The 19,916-nt window shown below is 65.7% G+C and carries 24 protein-coding genes; 21 read left to right on the plus strand and 3 right to left on the minus strand.

What is annotated here, in order from left to right; all coding sequences use genetic code 11:
- Window positions 1–221 precede the first annotated feature (221 nt).
- Window positions 222–530 carry a hypothetical protein gene (locus AB0H88_RS22865; protein WP_357647488.1) on the plus strand — a complete coding sequence of 103 codons (309 nt, stop codon included), beginning with the start codon at window positions 222–224 and terminating at the stop codon, window positions 528–530.
- 508 nt (window positions 531–1,038) lie between these two features.
- Window positions 1,039–1,449: a VOC family protein gene (locus tag AB0H88_RS22870; RefSeq protein WP_357647490.1), complete on the plus strand. Its 411-nt coding sequence runs from the start codon at window positions 1,039–1,041 to the stop codon at window positions 1,447–1,449.
- A gap of 378 nt (window positions 1,450–1,827) precedes the next feature.
- Here the strand turns inward: AB0H88_RS22870 and AB0H88_RS22875 are convergent, their stop codons facing one another.
- Entirely contained in the window at window positions 1,828–3,222 is a 1,395-nt protein-coding gene (locus AB0H88_RS22875; RefSeq protein ID WP_357647492.1) for a restriction endonuclease, read from the minus strand.
- 827 nt (window positions 3,223–4,049) lie between these two features.
- On the opposite strand from AB0H88_RS22875, the gene AB0H88_RS22880 reads away from it, so the two are divergent.
- Genes AB0H88_RS22880 through AB0H88_RS22890 form a run of 3 tightly spaced genes read left to right on the plus strand, consistent with a single transcriptional unit; the run spans window position 4,050 to window position 7,005 of the window.
- Window positions 4,050–6,122: a DUF6571 family protein gene (locus tag AB0H88_RS22880; protein ID WP_357647494.1), complete on the plus strand. Its 2,073-nt coding sequence runs from the start codon at window positions 4,050–4,052 to the stop codon at window positions 6,120–6,122.
- A 2-nt stretch (window positions 6,123–6,124) separates the two neighbouring features.
- Window positions 6,125–6,697, plus strand: a complete 573-nt coding sequence (locus AB0H88_RS22885) for a hypothetical protein (protein WP_357647496.1) — start codon at window positions 6,125–6,127, stop codon at window positions 6,695–6,697.
- A 5-nt stretch (window positions 6,698–6,702) separates the two neighbouring features.
- On the plus strand, window positions 6,703–7,005 hold the full coding sequence (locus AB0H88_RS22890) for a hypothetical protein (RefSeq protein ID WP_357647498.1): 303 nt from the start codon (window positions 6,703–6,705) through the stop codon (window positions 7,003–7,005).
- Between the two features lie 36 nt (window positions 7,006–7,041).
- Here AB0H88_RS22890 and AB0H88_RS22895 read toward each other — a convergent pair whose 3' ends face one another.
- Window positions 7,042–7,503: a GntR family transcriptional regulator gene (locus AB0H88_RS22895; protein WP_357647500.1), complete on the minus strand. Its 462-nt coding sequence runs from the start codon at window positions 7,501–7,503 to the stop codon at window positions 7,042–7,044.
- A 138-nt stretch (window positions 7,504–7,641) separates the two neighbouring features.
- On the opposite strand from AB0H88_RS22895, the gene AB0H88_RS22900 reads away from it, so the two are divergent.
- The 3 genes from AB0H88_RS22900 to AB0H88_RS22910 all read left to right on the plus strand — a co-directional run bounded on the left by AB0H88_RS22900 (window position 7,642) and on the right by AB0H88_RS22910 (window position 10,045).
- Entirely contained in the window at window positions 7,642–7,911 is a 270-nt protein-coding gene (locus AB0H88_RS22900) for a hypothetical protein (RefSeq protein ID WP_357647502.1), read from the plus strand.
- Window positions 7,912–8,447: 536 nt separating this feature from the next.
- Complete coding sequence (locus AB0H88_RS22905; RefSeq protein WP_357647504.1) at window positions 8,448–9,137, plus strand: GntR family transcriptional regulator; 690 nt, start codon at window positions 8,448–8,450, stop codon at window positions 9,135–9,137.
- Window positions 9,137–10,045, plus strand: coding sequence for an aminoglycoside phosphotransferase family protein (locus AB0H88_RS22910; RefSeq protein WP_357647506.1), 909 nt, complete (start codon window positions 9,137–9,139; stop codon window positions 10,043–10,045). The genes AB0H88_RS22905 and AB0H88_RS22910 overlap by 1 nt, the downstream gene beginning before the upstream one ends.
- Here AB0H88_RS22910 and AB0H88_RS22915 read toward each other — a convergent pair.
- Window positions 10,042–11,427 (minus strand): hypothetical protein, encoded by a 1,386-nt coding sequence (locus AB0H88_RS22915; protein WP_357647508.1) that lies wholly within the window; start codon window positions 11,425–11,427, stop codon window positions 10,042–10,044. The two genes, AB0H88_RS22910 and AB0H88_RS22915, sit on opposite strands and share 4 nt — an antisense overlap.
- 309 nt (window positions 11,428–11,736) lie before the next feature.
- Between AB0H88_RS22915 and AB0H88_RS22920 the strand changes: the two genes are divergently transcribed.
- From AB0H88_RS22920 to AB0H88_RS22980, 13 genes are all read left to right on the plus strand, one after another.
- Window positions 11,737–11,904, plus strand: a complete 168-nt coding sequence (locus AB0H88_RS22920; protein ID WP_357647510.1) for a hypothetical protein — start codon at window positions 11,737–11,739, stop codon at window positions 11,902–11,904.
- Window positions 11,905–11,965: 61 nt separating this feature from the next.
- On the plus strand, window positions 11,966–12,256 hold the full coding sequence (locus AB0H88_RS22925) for a WhiB family transcriptional regulator (RefSeq protein ID WP_357647512.1): 291 nt from the start codon (window positions 11,966–11,968) through the stop codon (window positions 12,254–12,256).
- Window positions 12,256–12,639, plus strand: coding sequence for an RRQRL motif-containing zinc-binding protein (locus AB0H88_RS22930; protein WP_357647514.1), 384 nt, complete (start codon window positions 12,256–12,258; stop codon window positions 12,637–12,639). The genes AB0H88_RS22925 and AB0H88_RS22930 overlap by 1 nt, the downstream gene beginning before the upstream one ends.
- Complete coding sequence (locus tag AB0H88_RS22935) at window positions 12,636–13,634, plus strand: DUF2637 domain-containing protein (protein WP_357647516.1); 999 nt, start codon at window positions 12,636–12,638, stop codon at window positions 13,632–13,634. The genes AB0H88_RS22930 and AB0H88_RS22935 overlap by 4 nt, the downstream gene beginning before the upstream one ends.
- On the plus strand, window positions 13,634–14,038 hold the full coding sequence (locus AB0H88_RS22940) for a hypothetical protein (RefSeq protein WP_357647518.1): 405 nt from the start codon (window positions 13,634–13,636) through the stop codon (window positions 14,036–14,038). The genes AB0H88_RS22935 and AB0H88_RS22940 overlap by 1 nt, the downstream gene beginning before the upstream one ends.
- A complete protein-coding gene (locus tag AB0H88_RS22945; RefSeq protein WP_357647520.1) occupies window positions 14,035–15,993 on the plus strand; it encodes a cell division protein FtsK in 1,959 nt (652 codons plus the stop codon). Before AB0H88_RS22940 ends, AB0H88_RS22945 begins: the two co-directional genes overlap by 4 nt.
- Window positions 15,941–16,285, plus strand: a complete 345-nt coding sequence (locus AB0H88_RS22950; RefSeq protein WP_357647522.1) for a hypothetical protein — start codon at window positions 15,941–15,943, stop codon at window positions 16,283–16,285. The genes AB0H88_RS22945 and AB0H88_RS22950 overlap by 53 nt, the downstream gene beginning before the upstream one ends.
- A 140-nt stretch (window positions 16,286–16,425) precedes the next feature.
- Window positions 16,426–16,644, plus strand: a complete 219-nt coding sequence (locus tag AB0H88_RS22955) for a hypothetical protein (RefSeq protein ID WP_357647524.1) — start codon at window positions 16,426–16,428, stop codon at window positions 16,642–16,644.
- 27 nt (window positions 16,645–16,671) lie between these two features.
- The gene (locus AB0H88_RS22960; RefSeq protein ID WP_357647526.1) at window positions 16,672–17,121 is read left to right on the plus strand and encodes a single-stranded DNA-binding protein; all 450 of its coding nucleotides are present in this window, start codon (window positions 16,672–16,674) and stop codon (window positions 17,119–17,121) included.
- Window positions 17,122–17,219: 98 nt separating this feature from the next.
- Window positions 17,220–17,426 carry a hypothetical protein gene (locus AB0H88_RS22965; RefSeq protein ID WP_357647528.1) on the plus strand — a complete coding sequence of 69 codons (207 nt, stop codon included), beginning with the start codon at window positions 17,220–17,222 and terminating at the stop codon, window positions 17,424–17,426.
- A complete protein-coding gene (locus tag AB0H88_RS22970; protein WP_357647530.1) occupies window positions 17,413–18,339 on the plus strand; it encodes a bifunctional DNA primase/polymerase in 927 nt (308 codons plus the stop codon). Before AB0H88_RS22965 ends, AB0H88_RS22970 begins: the two co-directional genes overlap by 14 nt.
- Before the next feature lie 23 nt (window positions 18,340–18,362).
- The gene (locus tag AB0H88_RS22975; protein WP_357647532.1) at window positions 18,363–19,538 is read left to right on the plus strand and encodes a DUF3631 domain-containing protein; all 1,176 of its coding nucleotides are present in this window, start codon (window positions 18,363–18,365) and stop codon (window positions 19,536–19,538) included.
- A gap of 175 nt (window positions 19,539–19,713) precedes the next feature.
- Entirely contained in the window at window positions 19,714–19,908 is a 195-nt protein-coding gene (locus tag AB0H88_RS22980; RefSeq protein ID WP_189138696.1) for a helix-turn-helix domain-containing protein, read from the plus strand.
- The last annotated feature ends 8 nt before the right edge of the window (window positions 19,909–19,916 follow it).

Here is a 19,916-nt window from a genome sequence, read left to right on the forward strand (position 1 = left end):
GACTTCGGCGCGCTGAAGCCAGCCCGCAGGCCGGTGTCGGTTGCGCGGGAACCCTCTTTATCTTTGACCGGGTTGAACCCGGGGGTGCGTCTTCTGCGTACATGTTGGCATCTGGCGTTTCAGAAGCCGGGGATGAGCATGCTGATACGTTCTGCACCTCTCGCCGGGGGTCCTGGATCGTGCGAGGATCCGGCTGTTGTCGAGCATGCCGGAGACCCGTCATGACGATGCCCTCGCCGGTTCCCCAGCCGTCTCCCGAGCGGTCGCCGGTGCGTCCGCCGGGAAATCCGCCGGGCCATGCGGACACGACTCCGGCGCGTCCTTCGCTGACTCCGCCGGCGGTCGCGCAGCCGCCCGACTGGGGATACTCCGGAATCGACCCGAAACTGATGGGCGACTTCGAACGCGACCTCGGCCGGGCGGAGGCCACGCTCGGCAGGAACGAGCCGCAGATCCGCCGCACGCTGCAGAACCTCGCTCGCGGGCGTGCGCGCAGGATCGTCCTTATCGAGTTGTGGGTCGTACGGTGACTGGTTGATCGGCTCGGCGAAGAGTCCTCGCTGGTGGGTGTTGCGCGCCCCAGACCTGAGCTTCGTTCGGCTGATAGGCGCGTTCGGCTCCAAAGACCTTTGAATCGCCGGAATCGGCCATCTTGGCAACGCGGTCGACGTCGTTGATGTAGGCGGCCAGGATGCGGGACGTCGCGCCGGTGGTCGCGAAGGACGGGCCTTCGGTGCCGGCCAGGATTCGCTGGGCTTCCCAGTGGATGAAGCGCCACCGCGTACAGGCACGGAAGCGCGCTGCCGACATAGACGTGCTGGTCGTAACCCACGCGGACGAAGAAGTGGTCCTCAGCCTCCAAGCGACACCAGCCAAGCCTCCGGCAACGCCGAGGTCTACGCGGCCGCGGCCAAGCTGCACGAACTCATGGCTAGTGCTGTGACCGGAAACGATCACCGGGCCGATGGGCTCCCCGAAAGCCCCATGGCACGACGATGAGATTTGCTGGAGTGTTTGGGGAACTGCCAGAGTGACGAAGTGTCTCGACTTGTTCCTGAACTGATCTGCTCCGACATCCAGGCCAGCCTGGCCTTCTACCGCCTGCTGGGCTTCAAGATTCGCTACGAGCGTCCCCAGGAGCGATTTGCTTACCTAGAACGTGGTGGGGCGGATCTGATGCTGGAGCAGCCGTTGAGCCGGGACCGTCTCTACCCGCGCGCGGAGCTGGACTACCCCTACGGGCGGGGGATCAACCTCACTGTCGAAGTGGATGACGTAGACCAGATTCACACCACGCTGCTTGCCGCCGGCTACGAGATGTGGCTTCCCTTGGAAGAGCGCTGGTACGAGCGCACCGTCGACGCCGTAGGCGTGCGCCAGTTCGCGGTGCAGGACCCGGACGGCTACCTACTGCGCATCTCTCAGCACCTGGGGACCCGCCCTCGATAGCCACCCACGTCATGCCGCGGCTTTAGCACGGGCGCGGCCTCCCCAACGGATGCCTTTCTTGAGGCCCGATGTCAATGTAAGGCTGCTCCCTGGCCCCGCGTCGCGGCGCTCTCCAACGCCGCCCTTCATTGAGGTAGTGCGGCATGTGAGGAAGGCACACATGGCATGGCGCCGCCTCACCGTTCGAGGCTTGGTCAGAAGCTCTATCCTGGCCCACAACCCGCGAGCGTCAACGAGAACGGGCGGGACTCCGTGAGACTGGAGGCCCGCCCGTTCGTACGATGTTCGCCCTGGTCAGCGGCCGGAACCGCCGGTCAAGATCGTGTGCCCCCTGTAGGATTCGAACCTACGCACCCGGCTCCGGAGAGGATTGCAGGTTCATTCGGAGACATGCCTTTGACCAGGTGCGATGCAGGAAAGGCGCTCGATCAAGGCCAGGGATGGTCCACACATGGTCCACGGCTGTGCAGAGAGCCCCTGCCGAGGAGGCGCATCATGGTAGGCCGCATGCCTGTTGAGGGGCGAGCGTGCTCCTCGTCCACCTGGCATGACACGAAGGTGATAGTGATCAGGGCTTTTTCGTTCCTCGGCGGAGGATGCGAGCGGGGATATCGTGCTTGTGGCAGAGGGAGAGCAGCCCCGCGCCGTCGATGAGGTTGAGGTTACTCTTGCCGCGAACTTGTAGCTCTCGGGCCCGTAACCAGACGTCGTGATCATGATGCCCTTGGTGGCACCCTCGTGCTGCACGGTTCCATACAAGTCGCGCACGTGCGTCGGCTTGACCGTCTGGGTGTAGAGCTTGGCCTGCACGATGAACTTGCCGCCCTTGATCGGGTCCGGGTCGTAGGCCACGCAGTCCACACCGCCGTCGCCGCTGGCCTGATAGAGCTTGGTGTCGAAGCCCATCCTGGCGAACAGGTTCTGGATGAACGCCTCGAATTCCTTCGGGGAAAGATCGAGCAGGTTCGGCCGCTTGTCGATGTCGGAGATGATGTCAATGGGATCGACGATGCGGGGATCAGCCATGCTGAAGTGCATGACCGGCTCGACGGGGACCAACTCGTCCGGATGCTGGGAAACGTCGGCGTGAAAATGCCGTCGGACGCACTCGACGGGCTTGAAGCGAGGCTCGGTGAGGACGAGGTCGGCGAACTGCTCCCGGGTGGCTCGCAATGTGATCAGGTACGGTTCGATCTGCTGGCCCGTAGCTGGATCCACCGTGCGAACCAGCCCGTTGAACACGATTGTGGTGATCAACTGGCCGGGATCGGCGTCAAAGATCTCACGCAGCGTACGAAGAGCAATCTGAGCGATTACCCGTTGATAGATCTGCCGGGCCTCAAGGGTGGGTCGGGGGGTCGGCTCGATGGCCTTGCGGGTCTTGACGTGCTTATAGAGCTTCTGCTCGGGAATGATCTCCGGCGGGGGCAGATACCACTCCACTGCAAGCAACGAGGACTCCGGGACGTAGCCGGTCATGCGCTCGGTGGGGAAGCCCTCGGGGTACAGGGACGCTCGCAAGACCATATTCATGTAGTCGCTGACCGCATGACGGTCGCCGACCCGTAGCCCCGCCTCCATGGCATCAAGGCGAGCGTTGAACTCGTTGGCAGCCCGTTCGGCCTCGGCAACCTGCTGTTGACGAGCACGGCGGCGCTCGATCACCTGCTTCTGCCGTTGGGTCTCCTGATGTTGATGGTCGGCTTGTGCTTGAGCGAACTCGGCCTCAGCTTGGCGCAGGGCTGACTCGTACCGCTGCGTGCCGCCGAGCATCCGCTGTAGCCGTCCGGGCGGCTCAGGCGGATGCCAAACGGGGGCAGGCTTAGGAGTCGCGAATGGGCCAAGATCCAGTGGCGGAACCTCTGGCCTGCGGCGAAGGGAGGCGAGACGGACTCGCGGGTCCCGCTGTAGCGAACCCCGCAGGACGGTTTCCAACTCCTCGATGCGCGCCTCAAGCTTACGGGTGCGACCGGCCGCCTCGGCGTCCCGTTCAGCCGCTTCAGCTTGCTGACGCTCTCGGTCCTGCGCCTTACGTTCTCGCTCCTGCTTCTGCCGGGCCTGCTCGGCGGCGCGCTCCTGCCTTCGCCGCTCAGCTTCCCAGTCTCGGTAGGACCCCGACGAACCAGAACCTCGTGCCACGCCGCACCTCGCCGATCGCGCCGAAACTACAGGTCACACGGCACGAACGTAACCCGGCCGGCTGGCGTTGGCAAAGTACCAAACAAGTTTTATGAGGTGACACAATTCTCGGCGTTCACTGGGGTCAGGTATAAGAGCCCCAGCGCGAGGACTTCAAATCGGCGCAGCGCGATTGCTACGGAAGGTCGAACTATCTCGTGACGACCAGGGTAGCCCCCCATTCCGGCCATTCCGTGGCATCTACTTCGAGCGGCTGGCGCGCCTCCAACCCGGCCGACCGAATCTATGCGGGTTGTGTCTATTATCGGCAAGGGTGAACCGGGGGGGTGTCGTCTGCGTACATGTTGGCGTCTGGCGTTTCAGAAGCCGGGGGTGAGCATGCTGATACGTTATGCGCCTCTCGCCGGAGGTCCTGGATCGTGCGAGGATCCGGCTGTTGTCGAGCATGCCGGAGACCCGCCATGACGACGCCTTCACCGGTTCCCCAGCCGTCTCCCGAGCAGTCACCGGTGCGCCCGCCGACACATCCGCCGGGAGATGCGCCTGGCCGCGCCGACACGACTCCGGCGCGTCCCTCACTGACCTCGCCGGCGGTCGCGCAGCCACCCGACTGGGGATACTCCGGAATCGACCCGAAGCTGATGGGCGACTTCGAACGCGACCTCGGCCAGGCAGAGACCACGCTCGGCAGGAACGAACCACAGATCCGCCGCACGCTGCAGAACCTCGACCTGGACACCTCCCGACTGGACGCGATCCGGCAACTCGGAAACTGGATCGGCGCCACCCGCCCGGACCTGCGCCGCCGCAACGACACCATCCAGGCGGTGAACACCGAATGGGGGCCCGCGACATCCGGCGGCATACTGCCCTTCGACGAGACCCTCTACAGCGGAGCCTCCGGCAACGCCGACGTCTACGCGGCCGCGGCCAAGCTGCGCGAACTCACACCCTCCAGCGAGATAGACGAGAAAACCGTCGCCCAACTGGAGAAACGAGCGGGTGACCCGGAATTCGCCACCAAGCTGATGTACGCCCTCGGCACCGAACGGTTCCGCCATCTCATGGCCGCACTCGTCTACCAGAAAGACACCAAGAAACAGCGCGCGCAAAAGGCACTGGGCAAGGCCCTCGGCGCCGCCAGTTCACGGCTGACCACGTCATGGCGACAAGAGCTACTCGCGAACCTGAGGGTGCCGGTGGACCAGCACGCGCTCTCGGCCCTGCTCCCCTACGGCACGTTCAACCGGGATTTCCTGGTGGCCGCGGCCAAGGCGCTGGAGGCTCTGGACCGAAAGACATCGCAGGACAACCGCGTGGGAAGCGTCCCGCAGGATCCGATGATCGGCGTGATGAAAGCGCTGGGGAACAATCCCAAGGCCGCCCAGGACTTCTTCATCGGCGATCCCAGCGTGATGAAGCGCTACGTGACCGAACGACCAATGTACGACAACGGGGCCGCCTTCGGCCAAGCGCTGGAAGCCGCGACCATGACCTATCGAGACCACGACGGCACACCCCAGGAACCGTCGCCCGGATTCACCTCGGCCGAAATCGCCTCCGACTTCATCCACTGGGAAGCCCAGCGAATCCTGGCCGGCACTGAAGGCCCATCCTTCGCCACCACCGGCAGCACGGCCCGCATCCTGGCCGCCTACATCAACGACGTCAACTACGTCGCCAAGGCGACCAGGGTTGATAGCTCCCCGGTAATCGAGATCAACCGCACCAACGTTCCGGAAGAGGATCGGGTTTGGAGCGCCGGATTTCAGAAAGAGGATCTGCGTACTGTCATGAAAGACGCATTCAAAAACGACCCGAAGGCCCTGGCAACGGTCACGGCGGCACAGACCGCATGGTCGAGAGAACTGCTGGACTACGCCGCCGCGCAGACCGCCAGCACCAAGGACGACAGAATCCTCGCGGTCAACGCAAGAGAAGCCGGTGCGGGCTTCGGACTGATCACGGACGCCAGCGGGCTCGCCACCATCCAGAAAGGCAAGGAACTGGACGAGGCCCAAGAGCAGAACATGAAAATACTCATGGCGGCGGTGAACACCGGACTCGCCATTCCACAGACAGCCCCTTGGGCCATAACAGCCGGAGTCGTCGGCGCCTGGAGCGGCATGATCGAAGATTCGGCCCAGACCGAGAAGAATGTCAACAAGGCAACGTACGACGCCAACTCGGCCAAAGACAAGGCCGAGTTCCTACTCGCCCAGATCGCCACCGACGCCATGCTCAAGCACGGGTTGTTCGGCAGCGCCGACCCTCCCTCCGACACACACCCATGGGCCTCTCTGCCCGACCTGGAGAAGGGAGACGACCCCCGCAAATCGCGCTTCAATTTCCTGAAGGACGACGGAAAGTCACTGATGACACGCAAGGAGATGGCACCATACGACGGCGGCGACCACCCACGGCTCCAGGCCTACGAGACATGGCTCAATGACCTCCTCGTCGGAACGCAATGGGATAAAGTCGGTCGAGAATTGGACTCGGGATTCATAAAAGGAACATCGGGATACAAGTGACCATGAGGGCGCATCTCGCTTTCACCATCACGGTACTGAGCGCATTGGTGCTGCTGACCGCATGCCAGCAGGAAAAGCCTCCGGTGAACAAGACGCCACTGCCGTCGGTCGCCGCTGCACCCTACATCTGCGACTACATCCCGCTGGATGCGGTACGGCTGATGACTGGCGTGGAGAACCCCCTCGTCAAAGGGGATTTCGACCTGACCGCCGGCAAAGACTGGGGCAGTGGCGGATGCTTCGTCTACCTGCCGACTGGCGACAAGCTGAAGGCACTGGACATCACACTTTCCCCCGATGGATCGAAAGAAGAGGTCGACTTCGAGATCAGCCATGGCGCGAAACGCCTACCGGACATCATTCCCGGTGCGGTTGGTTACTACGGACAGGGCGGTAGCACGAACAACGCCCAGGCCGCCGCAGTACTCGTACGCGGCTACGACAACCTGAGCATTGAACTCGTCCGAGGCGTCAAAGGCCGGGACAACACCGCCGACGTGGTCGCCCTGATGAAGCTGGTCGCCCCGAAGCTGATCCTCACCACGACCCCCTCCCCCAAGAAGACAACGGACTGAAACCAATGGCCGCGATGGTCCGCAACCCGCTGTACGAAGCGCTCCAGCAGGCTGCCCGCACGATCGGCCCGATGCTCGACCAGATCGAGGCCGACATCGAGCGACCGTTGCGGACGTTCCGGACCGGCAAGGTCTGGACAGGGCCGACCGCCCAGCAGTTCGACGCCCAGCTCACCCAACACAGCACCCGAGCCCGCACCTCCGCGCAAGCAATCAAGGACGAACTGCGCCAGGCACTCAGCCGCACACCCAGCGAGGTCACCGAGGAAGAAGCCACATCGATCAGGCGAAAGTACGACATCATCTGAATAGCGCCGAAGCGCCCGGCCAACGACAATCGCGACTCAATCGCTTTCGTTGGTGGGCGGATCGTCGAAGGTCAGTTCAACGTGGTCACCGCGTAGGACCTTTCGATGCTTGCGGGGCCCCGGCGCGATCTCGAAGACCGGTACGCCCGCAGGCATGCCGCCGAACTCCCGCAGCTCCCCCGGCGTAGCCAAATCCCGCCGCTCGTCCGGAGTCGGCATGCGCGCGATTACTCGGGCCCCGACAGGGACTCGGTACGGCTCTCGGGTCGGCTCAGTGGCCACCATTGACCCCCGCTTGCGGACCGTGGTGATTCGCCCCTCGGCCCGCAGGTGCGCCAGCGCGTCCCGAATCGTGTCCCGGCCCACCTCGTACAGCTGCGCCAGCTGGGACTCTGAGGGCAACCACGCTCCTGGCTGGTAGCGGCCGGCGGTGATGTCGTCGCGGATCGCGCTGGCGACCTGGCGATACACCGGCACCCCGGAGCTGTAGTCGATCACAACACACAAGTGTCACGCGGCTATGTTGCCATGAGCCTTGTGGCCATGAGCCCCTAGAGTTAACGTGGGCAAACGTCAGTCGGAATGGATTTTTGGCTGACGTTCCTGCCCAACGCAACACGGGGAGATCAATCCCGCATGACTTCCATACTTGGCATCTCGCCCCATGACCTGCGCGGCGCGTTCCGACGCTTCTACGTGTGGCGCGACCAGCTCGGCGTCTGGCGGGCGAGGCCGCTGCCCAAACTGACCGCCGATGAGATCGGCTACGGCATCAAGCTGCAGCTCGAAGCCGACACGCTCCTGGAGCTCGCCTTCGCGTGCGCATGGCAGCGATGCCGCCGCAAGGTCTTCCGCTACCTGAAGGAGTACGCCGAAGAGGCGCCGAGTGGCCGTGTCGGCTCCTGACGTGCCCGTAGTGCGCTGGGAACCTTATCTGCGCCCTCGGACGGACCACATTCGGATCACTGAGACGTCGTGCTGCGGCGTGTACGAGTGGGCGGGTCAGGGTGGGCAGTTCCTCGTTCTCCGAGCTGCGCCTATCGAGGGCTATGAAGAAGCCGGTAGGGGACGCTACAAGCAGGCGCGTGAGATCTGGAGGCTGCTCATCGCGGAGTTTGAGAAGGAGCACGAATGCAAAGACCCGGCCGATGCTGACATCGAATCCAGGCGGCGCGGTGGTACGAGGCCGGCCAAGAGGCGGAGGCCTGCACGGTCACGCACATCTGGCGTAGGCACTGCTCCGGGGGATGCGTAGAGCGTCGCTACCCTTGTGAATCGCGCTCGGAGCCTCTCAACGGCGACTTGTTGGCCAACCTGGCGCCACATCGCGTCCATGGCTCGATTGAGGGGAAGACTCCAAGAAGGCGTGAAACCGCGATACATCGCAGGTCCTGGCCTGTCCGCCCTACTCTAGAGACGATGTGCCTCGGCGAGGGAGCGCGATGAGCAAGGCGAAGGATGGCCCCACCTACATTCGGATAGCCGAGGATATCCGCCGTCGCATTCGCGAGGGGGATCCCCCCGCTGGTGGCATGCTGCCCTCCGAAGCGGTCCTTGCTCGCGCGTACGGCGTGGCACGAGGAACAGTACGCCAGGCCGTCTCCGAGCTGGAGCGCACGGGACTGGTGGTCAGCGAAGCAGGCCGCGGACGTTGCGTGGTGGGACAACTGCCACCCGGAGGCCGGCGCACAGCCGCGACCCAGTACGAGACGATCGCCGAAGCGATACGCAAGCGCATCGAGAGCGGCGACCTCGCGGCTGGTCAACAGCTACCAGGTGAAGCAGCGACCGCGAATGAGCATGGCGTCTCGAAAGGGACTGTCCGACAGGCGTTCCAGTTGCTTGCCGCTGAGCAGCTGATCGCCTCCGTCCACGGAAAAGGGTGGTTCGTCGGTGGGCCCGCTCATGCGCACACGCGCGCTGATGACGTCGCCGCTGCCCTACGGCAGGACATAGCCAGTGGTCAGTTCGCCATAGGTGCCGTGCTCCCCGGAGAGAATGCACTGGCTCAAGAGCGAGGGGTTGGCCGTATCACTGTCCGGCGAGCGTTCGCGCTGCTAGAAGCAGAGGGGATAGTCGAGAAGCGCGCCGGTAGAGGCCGCGTGGTCAAGACGCAACCAAAGGGCTCCTAGTGACCGTGTTCCAGTCAGCCGCAGTCCCGTTCACCTCTCAGGAAGCACAGGCGACCCTCCAGGAGGCCTGCAAGGCCGCTGGCCTCGCGAGCGAAGACGCGCGGTTGATCCGCCTCGGCGAGAATGCCCTCTTCGTTCTGGCGGCCGAACGGGTCGTAGTGCGCATCGCGCGGAGCTTGGACGTTCTTGACGACGCTCGCAAAGAGGTGGCCGTGTCCGCCTGGCTTCATGAAGCGGGACTGCCAGCGGCGCGGACGACCCATCACGCCCAACCTCTCGTTGTCAGGGACAAGCCCGTCACGGTGTGGCACTTCATCGACAACGGCGGCGGTGCCGCGACTTTGACCGACCTAGCCGAGGTCCTGCGGGCTCTCCATCGGTTGCCAGTTCCAGAAGATCTGGCGCTGCCACAGCTCGACATCCTTGGGCGCGTCTCGGAACGCATCTCCTCGACCAATGTCCTCTCAGACGAGGAACGTCACTTCCTGCTGAGGAAGTACCAGCAACTCCGGACGGCCTATGAGACCCTGCATTTCCCTCTGGCCGCCTGCGCCGTACATGGTGACGCTCACTCTGACAACCTCATCAAGACCGCCGACGGCACCATAGTGCTGATCGATTTGGAGCGTTTCGCCTTCGGCCCCCCTGAGACCGATCTCGCCGTCACAGCCCTTGAACACTCCCTGGGCTGGGGTACCCGTGCCGAATATGACCAGTTCGCGGACCGCTACGGCTTCGATGTCCTGGCATGGGAGGGCTATCCCGTGCTCAGAGACATCAACGAGTTGAAAATGACGACATGGCTGATGCAGAACGTCAACGAAGACGAGGCCATCGCTCGCGAGTTCCGTAATCGCCTTTTCTGCCTGCAGAATCCGGACGCGCCTCGTCAGTGGCGGGCGTTCTAGCTGCCGAGGGCGGGATATTTCTCGGCGATGAGGGCGTTGAACACCCTGACCGAATCTTCGCTGTCAAAGCCCGCGAGGTCGGCTTTCAGATCTCGAACGTACCGGAGATAACGCGCGGACTTGAGGGAGCCGGCAAGGTTGACGGCTTCCAGCGCAACCAAGGCCGCTTTCCCAGGATGCCCCATATGGACGTAGCTGGCCGCCTGGACGAGGCGGTCGAAGGCGAGCGTCCGCACGTACATCGGGTCACAGAGATCGACGGCCTGACCGACGAAGTCCATGGCCTGTGAAGGGATTCTGAGGTCGCGGTAGCAGTGCGCGCCTTCGCTGGCCAGCTCTGCGGCGTCGAAGTAGCGTGACCACGGAGGGTCATCTTCCACATTGCGCTTGCTGAAATACTTCTCGGCCTGGAGCAACGCGCGTGCGCACTGGGCCTCATCGCCGTTGCCTGCGTGGGCCCGCGCCTCCATGGCGTAGAACAAGGCCATGGGCGTGGCGGTGGAGACGTCCTTGCACCCTTCCTGGGCAGCCCGTGCAAGCTGTATCGACTGGTTATAACGGCCAAGATAGTTGGCCTGATGGCTCATATCGGCGAGCAGCAGACCGCCCATCATGCGGTCACCCGACGCCTGTGCGAGGCGTAGCCCCTGGAGGAAATACCGCTGAGCGAGCCCATGTCTGCCCAGGTCGTAAGCCGTCCAGGCGACCAGCTCCGTGATTTCCGCAGCCGCCGCGTACAATGATCGTCCAACCGGCTCGGTGAATTTTCCGTTCAACATCGGGACGACTTCGCGGTTGTAATACTGAATGAGCGCAGAACGCGCGTGGCCGCCGCCGAACTGAAAACCCATGTTCGCGAAGATCTCGGTTGTCGCCCGAATCGCGTGGACGTCCCACACACCGACAGATGGCCGGGCATTCTCCATGGCATGATGCGGCTCAGGCCGAGACAGCAGCCACGCGATCAGGGCCTCACTCCAGGCGTCCGGCACGATCACGGACTCCAGCGCAACTGGATCATCGGCGAGGTCCCGCCGTGTAAGACCCAGCAGCAGGCTTCCGACATCGGATATCCCGCCGCCGTGGGCGAGGGTGGCTTCAAGCGTCTCCGGAGTGACGACGCTGCCCAAGCCTACGTCGTCCAACGAGAACGTCACGCCGGCCTTCTGCGAGAGGGCCTCGGCGATGAACCGTGCTGTCGCCGAGCGAGGCTTCACGCCATCAAGCCAACGCTTGACGTCCACATGGGTGCAACTCAGGCTTATGCCGTCTTTCTGCGCAATTTGCCGCACTCGCGAAGCAAGTCCCGAATTTGAGCAATCCGCACGCCGCATAGCCTGCGCGAGCGCAACATTGGGCATTCGAGACACGTTCACCTCCACATATCCGCGCCTTCGCATCATGGCGCGGACAAGGCTTCCGCAGCTCGAACTCCACAAATTTGGTCTGGATATTTCTCCTGGTCGAGGACCAGATCACCCCCTAAAAGCACCCCCTGTGCATTCAGTCCCGGGGGTGATCACAGTGTTGCCGCAGCGCGCGGCGAGGAACCCTTGAGTTAGCAGGAACGAGCGAGGCGAGGCCCGCAGGAACCCGAAACGATCGGTGCCTAGGACTTGACTCTCCGTGACTGTACATGTTCTATGTCTCTTAGAACCTGCTCGCAGGTTCTCGAACCGAGAGGGCTCAACATGCTTGTCCGTCCGCGAAAGGTGCTCCCGACCGTCCTCATGATCTGCGCTGCCCTCTACGCCCTGAAGGACCCAGAAGGCGCAGCAACCATCGTCAAGGCGGCGGCGCACCTGGTCATGAGCGCGTCCGAGTCGTTCGCGCGGTTCGTCCAGACCGTCAGCAAGTAACCGCAGGAAGAGAGACCCACCAGTGGCACACAACAGCAACCGCCCGATACATCCGGCGCGTATGTCGCTCGCTGAAGTCGAAGCCGCCTGGCGTGTGGACGGCGAAACGCCGCTTCCCGAATGCACCTACGACCCCGAGTTGCACACCGGCCCTCGGCTCACAATCGAAACCGCCGAGGAGCGCACCGCTCGCGAGGCCGTCGCCCGCGAGGTCTGCGCCACCTGCCCGGCCCGGCTGTTCTGCGAGCTCTACGCGTTGGAGACGCGCCCTACCTCGGGCATCTGGGCGGGCCGGACGCCCGCCGAGGTTGCCGAGCACGCCGCCGAGCTGGAAGACCTGGAGGTGGCCTGATGCCAAGCCGCATCCGCGCCCGCTTCTGGGACCCGACTGGCGACCGCTACAGCATCCCCACCTACCCGTGGAAGATGGCCCCGCCGCACCTGCGCACCCTTCGCCAGCTCACCGCCGAAGGGCTGCGTCCTGGCGGTCAGGGAGTTCAGGCCCAAGTGCTGTGGTGCTCCCGCCGCTACGGTGCCCCCGGTGTCCGCGCCGCCTACCTGTACGACGTCCGGTTCGCCCTGCCCAAGCGCACCGCGACCCTTCGCCAGCGCGTCGCCTTGGCAAAGGCGAACGCCGCCCGCCGTACCTGCCCGGTGTGCCTGACGGATGTCGGGTACGTGCTGCCGCGCCACCTTGGCACCTGCCTCGACTGTGCGGAGGAGGTAGCCGCATGAACGCCTCCACCACCGCACCACGCCCTCTCACGGAGGGCGAGCGGACAGCCGTATCCGTCACCGCCGCCGTTACCGGTGCGCTCGGTTTGCTCGGGTTCATCAACAGCTTCGAGCGCGTCGCACACGCCGCCGGCCCCTCGTTCGGCTGGTTCGCCTGGACGGTTCCGCTCGGCATCGACCTAGGCATCGCCGTGTTCTCGGCACTCGATATCGTGCTCGCCCGGCTCGGCATGCGGTTGAGCTGGCTCCGGTTCATCCCGTGGGCGCTGACCGGTGCGACGGTCTACCTCAACGTGGCCGCGTACCTCAGCGCACCCGGTCAAACAGACTGGTTCGCGGTCGTCGCCCACGCACTACTCCCGCTGCTGTGGGTCATCGCCATCGAGGTCGGTGCCCATGTCATCCGCAAGCGCGCCGACCTGGCCAAGCCCGATCACATGGACGGGATCCGCCGCTCACGCTGGCTGCTCGCGCCGATGGCGACTGTCGCACTCTGGCGCCGCATGGTGCTCTGGGAGATCTGCAGCTACCCCGAGGCACTCGGACGCGAGCGCGAACGCATCCTGGCCAAGACAGAGCTACAAGACCGGTACGGCCTGCTCTGGCGTTGGAAGGCCACCCGCCGCGAGCGAGCTCTGTACTACCTCGGTGAGCTCACGCCCAAGAACATCCCGATGAAAGCGGAGGCCGTACGTATCGACCAGGCGAACGTTCCCCCGGCCTTGCCACCCGCGCCGCGCAAGCGCCCCACCTCCAACCGCCCCCGCGCCAAGAAGACGAGGCCGAACGTGGGCGACCTCGTCCCCCTCGGACAACGCGTCGCCGCTGACCTCAAGGCACAAGGCGAGCCCCTGACCCGTGACCGCCTGCGAAACGCCATCCGCCGCCAAGGACAAAGCATCTCGACCGACCGTGCCGGAGCGCTCCTGTCCCACCTGAAGACGGAAGGCCCCGCGAACCAGACGCCGCCCGTACGCGAAGACGAGGCCGCCTGATGACCCTGACCATCACCGACACACACATGACTTCGGACGACTGCCCGAACGTGACCGAACTCCGCGGCGGACGCTGGAGCTTCACCGGCTACCCCGGACGAACCTTCGACCGCAACCAGGCCATCACCGCCATGCTGCTGGCCGAACTACTAGCCCAGCGCCCGTTCCCGGAAGACCGTACCGAGCTGCTCGCCGCCTCTTGGCGCGCCGAACTCGGCATCACCGAGGCGGACGGACCGCACACTCCGACCGCCGCCGAAGAGCCCGCAGACCGACCGGACGATCAGCGGTCCGACCGCGCATCGTCCCTGACCGCCACGTGGGGCGCGGCCTCATCCGCCAAGACAACGACCGCGCCCCAGGACCCCGCGACCAGCAAGTCAGACGAGGTGCACACATCATGACCCACCAGCAGGACAATCCCAACCACGAGGACGGCAAGGACCCGGACCGGTCCGCCGCCCTGGACCAGGGGAACGGCAAGGACGCCGAGATCGTCCACCTGGACGCCGCCCGTGCGGGACGTCAGCCGCAGATTCCCGCCGACCGGTCCGAGCCGGACACCGAGGAAAGGCCCGCGAGCGCGGACGGACCGGTCCTGGAAGGCGCGGTCGTCCGCGTCGACCAACCCGGTCCGACCGCTGCGGACTGGCGGACCACGCTGGAGGCGACGGCACGCAGCCGACAGCCAATCGTCCCGCTGTGGCTACGTTCCCGGACGGAGGCAGCGGAGACCGTCAAGTGGATCGGCCTCCACTACCTGCACGTGGCCGGCTACCAGGTCTGCCGCGTGCCGCTCTACGGCGGACGGCTGACCGCACGCGCCCCGCGAGGGTTCCTGCGCCTGGTGGGCGGGGTCATCAAATGGACCTTCGACCTGGAGGGCGAGCCGGTACGACTGGCCGCGGTCCAGAAGGCCGACCCCGAGGCGTACCTGAAGCTCAGCAGGCAACGTGACTCTCGCGTACGGCTACGCATCTTGGTCTCCATCACCGCCCTGGTCACGCTGCTGATCGCAGGCCTCATCGTGGCCGATCAGACGAACGCCGTGCAGTGGGCGGCGCTCGCGGTCGCCATCGCCGCGCTTGGCATCCTCGGCAAGCCCGCAGACCGCCCGCTGATCAACCGCGCGGTCGTACCGTCCACGGTGGAGAAGCTCACCAGCGACATCGTCGTCCGCTCCCTAACCGTGCTCGGCATCGCCGGCATCAACCAGGCCATCGCCAAGAACCCCAAGGACGCCATCCGATTCGTCGCCCCGATCACCCGCGACGGCCCCGGCTGGCGAGCCGACATCGACCTGCCGTACGGCGTGACAGTGGCCGACGTGATGGACAAGCGCGACCGCATGGCCTCGGCACTACGCCGCCCGCTGGGCTGCATCTGGCCTGAGGGCGACTCCACCATCCACGAGGGACGGCTGATCCTTTGGGTGGGAGACAAGGACCTGTCCAAGACCGTCATCAAGTCCCCACTGCTCAAGGCCAGCTCTCACGACGTCTTCAAGGGCATCCCGTTCGGCTGCGATCCCCGAGGCCGCGCCATCGTCGTACCACTGGTTGAGCAGAACATCCTGATCGGCTCGCAGCCCGGCCAGGGCAAGACCGCCTCGGTACGGGTGCTGGCCTCCGGCGCGGCCCTCGACCCGACCGCCGAACTGTGGATCCACGAACTCAAAGGCACCGGCGACCTCGACCCGCACGAGCAGAACTGCCACCGCTACGTCTCCGGCATCGAGGACGAGGCCATCGGCTACGCCGCCGACTCGCTGGCGCTGCTCCGCAAGGAGGTGATGCGCCGCGCCGCCGCCCTCAAGGCCCTGCCTGCGGACCTGTGCCCGGACAAGAAGGTCACCCGGCAGATCGCCGACAAACGCTCACTGGGACTGCATCCGCTGGTCGCCATCTTCGACGAATGCCAGAACCTGTTCGCCCACGCCGAGTTCGGCGACAAGGCCGGCGATGACGCCGAGTTCATCATCAAGCTCGGCCGCGCCCTCGGCGTGATCCTGGTGCTGGCCACCCAGCGCCCGGACAAGGACAGCCTGCCCACCGGCATCAGCGCGAACGTCACCATCCGGTTCTGCCTGCGAGTCGCCGGCCAGCTCGAAAACGACATGATCCTCGGCACATCCGCCTACAAGAACGGCATCCGCGCCACCGTCTTCCAACCCAAGATGGACGCCGGTATCGGCTACCTGCTCGGCGCGACCCCGATGCCCAAGGTGGTGCGCACCGCCTACCTGGAGACCCGCCACGCAACGCATCGCCGACCGCGCCCACGCGCTACGGGCCAGCACGGGAGCCTTGAGCGGGCACGCCCTCGGCGAGACGCCCGAGCAGCATGCGCCCACCTATGACCTGCTCGCCGACATCCTGGCCGTGGTCCCGCCGTCCGAGGCCAAGGTATGGAACGAGGCAATCGTGGATCGCCTCGCCGAACTGCGACCCGACGTCTACGGCCCGTGGGCGCGCCTAGAGGGCGGCGCGAAGACGGCCCAGCTCACGACCGCGCTCAAGCCGTACGGCATCAAGACCATGCAGGTCTGGGGCACGCCCGAAAGCGGCGGCAAGGGCGCGAACCGCATCGGCATCACCCGTGACGACATCGCCTCAGCAGTCACCCAGCGTGACAGAGGTAAGGCGTCGTAGCTCCGTCGATCGCCTCTAGACCTAGAGGCAGACCCCTCTAGGTCTAGAGGCCCTCCTAGAGCCCGAAACCGCACTCTACCTGCGCTCTAGCACTTAGACCCTGACCTGCGGAAACCCGGAAAACGGCCCTGGAGGCCCACATGGCCACTGTCCTCACCCTTCTAGCGGTCTGCCTACCGTCAATCACTCTCAGTTACATCATCGTCTGCCTGACGTGGCCCTGGGGCCGCTGTATCCGTTGCCGCCCCGGCGGCAAGAACCGCACCTGCCGCGCCTGCGACGGCACCGGCATGCGGCCTCGCCTCGGCTGGCAGCTCTACGTCTACATCCGCCGCCTGTACCGCGACGGCACCCACTAACCCCGGCCTCAAGGAAGGAAGCCCGCCATGTCCGGCGAGACCACCATCACGATCATCGGCAACCTGACCAACGATCCCGAACTCCGCTTCACCCAGACCGGCACGGCCGTCGCCACCTTCACCATCGCCTCAAGCCCGCGGGTCTACAACAAGCAGCTTGAGCAGTGGGAGGACGGCGAGGCCCTGTTCATGCGCTGTTCGGCCTGGCGCGACCTCGGCGAGCACATCTGCGAGTCGCTCACCCGAGGTACCCGCGTCATCGCCTCTGGACAGCTCCGGATGCGCACGTACGAGACCGACGAGGGCGAAAACCGCACCGTCTTTGAGATGACCGTGGACGAGCTCGGCCCGTCCCTGCGCTTCGCCACCGCCAAGCCCGCCAGAGCGGCCCGCAATGCCCCTACCAGCCACAACGGCAGCGCACCCGACACATGGGCCACCACCGCCGCCCCAACAGGCGACAAGCCGCCCTTCTAGCCACGCTCACGCAGCACCGGGATACGGCCTCGGCGACCAGCCGCCAAGCACAACCGCCGAGGCCACCCACCCCGATCACGAGGAAAGGCATTGCCAGCATGACACCGACCAGCACCCATTCCCACCGCTACACCCGAACCACCGCACCACACCCACACCTGGAAGACCTCAACCGCCTCGGCCGGGAGTGGCTCACGCTCGACGAGCACGCCGCCACCCCATTGGACGCACTCATGCACGTCCCCGCCGAGGACTACCGCCTCGGGTTCCATGGGGCCAAGGAGGCGTCCAATGGGGTGGCCTGACCTGACCCGCGCCGCCCTCCAGGCCGCCGCCCGTGGCTGGTACGTCTTCCCGCTCACCCCGCGCGGCAAGAAGCCGTTGCGCGGCTTCACCGACTGGGAGCGTCACGCCACCACCGACACCGACCGCATCGCGGCCTTCTGGCCGCGCCAGCCGTACAACATCGGTATCGCCTGCGGTCCGTCCCGGCTGGTCGTGATCGACCTCGACCAGCCCAAGCCCAGCGAGCGCCCGCCCGCCGGCCTCGACCAGCATCACCCCCAGAACGGAGAGCACGTCTTCCGCCTGCTGTGCGCCGAGCGCGGCCAGCCGTACCCCGATGACACCTTCACCGTCCGCACTCGGCGCGGTGGCATGCATCTCTACTTCACCCCGCCCGAAGGGCTACGGCTACGCAACAGCGCAGGCCACAAGGGCGGCCTCGGCTGGCTGATCGACACCCGCGCCTGCGGTGGCTACGTCGTCGGCCCTGGCAGCCACGTCACCCAACCGGACGGCACCGGCTCTTACGAGATCATTCACGACCTACCGCTCGCGCCGCTCCCGCCCTGGCTTGCCGAGGCACTCTCACCCACCGCACCGCCCTCGATGAGCACCGCCGATCTGCTGGCCAGCCTGCCCGATCACCGGCTGACCAAGTACGGCGAGGCCGCGCTACGGGGCGAGGTCGAACGTGTGGCCGCTGCCCTACGCGGCGAGCGCAACCGCGCGCTCAACACTGCCGCCTTCAACCTTGGCCAGCTCGTCACACGCGGCGTGCTGCCCGCCGAGGTCGTCATCACCGCCCTCCAGTCCGCCGCCGAGACCGCAAACGCCGAAGGTGATCCGAACCCGCCTCGCGAGATCGCCGCCGTCATCGCCTCGGGCTTGTCCGCAGGCATGAAAGCCCAGCCACGCCGTTGCAGGGCCGCATGAACACCACGCTAGGAGCACCAGCCATGAACGACCGCACACCCACCGGCGCCGCCCTGCTCGACCGACTACGCGCCGCGCTCACCCGCTACGTCATCCTGCCGAGCCCCGAGGCCGCCGACGCCGTCACTCTCTGGATCGCCGCCACCCACGCCCAGCCCGCATGGGCGCACGCTCCCCGCCTGGTCATCCGAGGCCCGGAGAAGCGCTGCGGTAAGTCCCGGCTGCTGGACGTGGTGGAGGCCACCTGCCATGAGCCGTTCATCACCGTCAACTCATCCAGCGCCGCCGTCTACCGCTCCATCACCGAAGACCCGCCGACAATGCTCGTGGACGAGGCTGACACCATCTTCGGCCCCAAGGCCGACGGCAACGAAGACCTCCGCGGCCTGCTCAACGCCGGACACCAGCGCAACCGCCCTGCCAAACGCTACGACGCCGCCACCAACCGCGTCGAGAGCATCCCGACCTTCGCCATGGCCGCACTCGCCGGCATCGGAGCCATGCCCGACACCATTGAAGACCGCGCCGTCGTCATCCGCATGCGCCGCCGCGCCCCCGGCGAGACCGCCGCCCCATACCGCCACCGCCGCGACCGCGCTCCGCTTCGCGGGTTGGCGACCGACCTGAACCAGTGGCTTCGCGCCGACCTGTCCGCTCTGGAGGAGGCTGAGCCGAGCATGCCCGTCGAAGACCGTGCGGCCGATACCTGGGAACCCCTGGTCATCGTTGCTGACCATGCTGGGGGAGGCTGGCCGGATCGGGCCCGCGCCGCCACGTTGCAGCTCACCGCCGAGGCCGATGACAACGGCCAGACCTCGGCCCGCGTACGCCTACTGACTGCTTGCCGCACCGCCTTCGGCCCCGACACCGCCCTGCCCACCGCTGTCATGCTGGAGCGCCTCAAGAGCGACCCCGAGAGTGAGTGGGCCGACCACGGCCCCGCCGGACTGACCGCGATGAAGCTCGGCACGATGCTGCGCGAGTACGACATCCGCTCGGGCAACATCCGCTTTCCGAACGGCCAGGCCAAGGGCTACCAGCGCGCCGACTTCGCCGACGCCTGGGCCCGCTACTGCCCCAGCCTCGACCCTGTCCCGGACGCCGATGTCGTCCCGATCGAGAGGGACGCACGTCCCAGCCGTCCCAGCCTCGTCACCGCAGGCCAGAGCGGGACGGCTCCTATCGCTGGGACGGCATGACCCGTCCCGTCCAATCAAGCCGTCCCAGGGTTGACCTGCGGAAATGACCCTGGGACGGCTGGGACGGCTCACCCCGGCCCAACCACCCGCGAACACCCTCGGCGACCAGCCGCCAAGCACAACCGCCGAGGCATCACCCAGCACCGATCACGATGCCCGAAAGGCAAGCACCACCATGACAACGCGTCCCAAGACCCTGCTCACCATCGCCGAAGTCCTCGACGAGATCGACGTCCCGAAGTCCACCTTCTACCGCTGGCTGCACACCGGCCGCGGCCCGAGGTCCCTGAAGCTCCCCAACGGCAAGCGCAAGGTCCGCCGCTGCGACCTGGACGCCTGGCTCACCACCTTCGAGCAGACCGCAGCCTAGGAAGGGGC

The organism is Nonomuraea sp. NPDC050680 (assembly GCF_040654555.1).
Lineage (GTDB): Bacteria > Actinomycetota > Actinomycetes > Streptosporangiales > Streptosporangiaceae > Nonomuraea.

Coding starts and splice junctions, on each gene's coding strand:
- AB0H88_RS22875 (WP_357647492.1), bottom strand. CDS start 3,222: ATGCTCGGCGGCACGCAGCGGTACGAGTCAGCCCTGCGCCAAGCTGAG.
- AB0H88_RS22890 (WP_357647498.1), top strand. CDS start 6,703: ATGGCCGCGATGGTCCGCAACCCGCTGTACGAAGCGCTCCAGCAGGCT.
- AB0H88_RS22945 (WP_357647520.1), top strand. CDS start 14,035: ATGACCCACCAGCAGGACAATCCCAACCACGAGGACGGCAAGGACCCG.
- AB0H88_RS22885 (WP_357647496.1), top strand. CDS start 6,125: ATGAGGGCGCATCTCGCTTTCACCATCACGGTACTGAGCGCATTGGTG.
- AB0H88_RS22880 (WP_357647494.1), top strand. CDS start 4,050: ATGACGACGCCTTCACCGGTTCCCCAGCCGTCTCCCGAGCAGTCACCG.
- AB0H88_RS22975 (WP_357647532.1), top strand. CDS start 18,363: ATGAACGACCGCACACCCACCGGCGCCGCCCTGCTCGACCGACTACGC.
- AB0H88_RS22925 (WP_357647512.1), top strand. CDS start 11,966: ATGTCGCTCGCTGAAGTCGAAGCCGCCTGGCGTGTGGACGGCGAAACG.
- AB0H88_RS22940 (WP_357647518.1), top strand. CDS start 13,634: ATGACCCTGACCATCACCGACACACACATGACTTCGGACGACTGCCCG.
- AB0H88_RS22900 (WP_357647502.1), top strand. CDS start 7,642: ATGACTTCCATACTTGGCATCTCGCCCCATGACCTGCGCGGCGCGTTC.
- AB0H88_RS22865 (WP_357647488.1), top strand. CDS start 222: ATGACGATGCCCTCGCCGGTTCCCCAGCCGTCTCCCGAGCGGTCGCCG.
- AB0H88_RS22935 (WP_357647516.1), top strand. CDS start 12,636: ATGAACGCCTCCACCACCGCACCACGCCCTCTCACGGAGGGCGAGCGG.
- AB0H88_RS22955 (WP_357647524.1), top strand. CDS start 16,426: ATGGCCACTGTCCTCACCCTTCTAGCGGTCTGCCTACCGTCAATCACT.
- AB0H88_RS22965 (WP_357647528.1), top strand. CDS start 17,220: ATGACACCGACCAGCACCCATTCCCACCGCTACACCCGAACCACCGCA.
- AB0H88_RS22930 (WP_357647514.1), top strand. CDS start 12,256: ATGCCAAGCCGCATCCGCGCCCGCTTCTGGGACCCGACTGGCGACCGC.
- AB0H88_RS22905 (WP_357647504.1), top strand. CDS start 8,448: ATGAGCAAGGCGAAGGATGGCCCCACCTACATTCGGATAGCCGAGGAT.
- AB0H88_RS22970 (WP_357647530.1), top strand. CDS start 17,413: ATGGGGTGGCCTGACCTGACCCGCGCCGCCCTCCAGGCCGCCGCCCGT.
- AB0H88_RS22920 (WP_357647510.1), top strand. CDS start 11,737: ATGCTTGTCCGTCCGCGAAAGGTGCTCCCGACCGTCCTCATGATCTGC.
- AB0H88_RS22980 (WP_189138696.1), top strand. CDS start 19,714: ATGACAACGCGTCCCAAGACCCTGCTCACCATCGCCGAAGTCCTCGAC.
- AB0H88_RS22960 (WP_357647526.1), top strand. CDS start 16,672: ATGTCCGGCGAGACCACCATCACGATCATCGGCAACCTGACCAACGAT.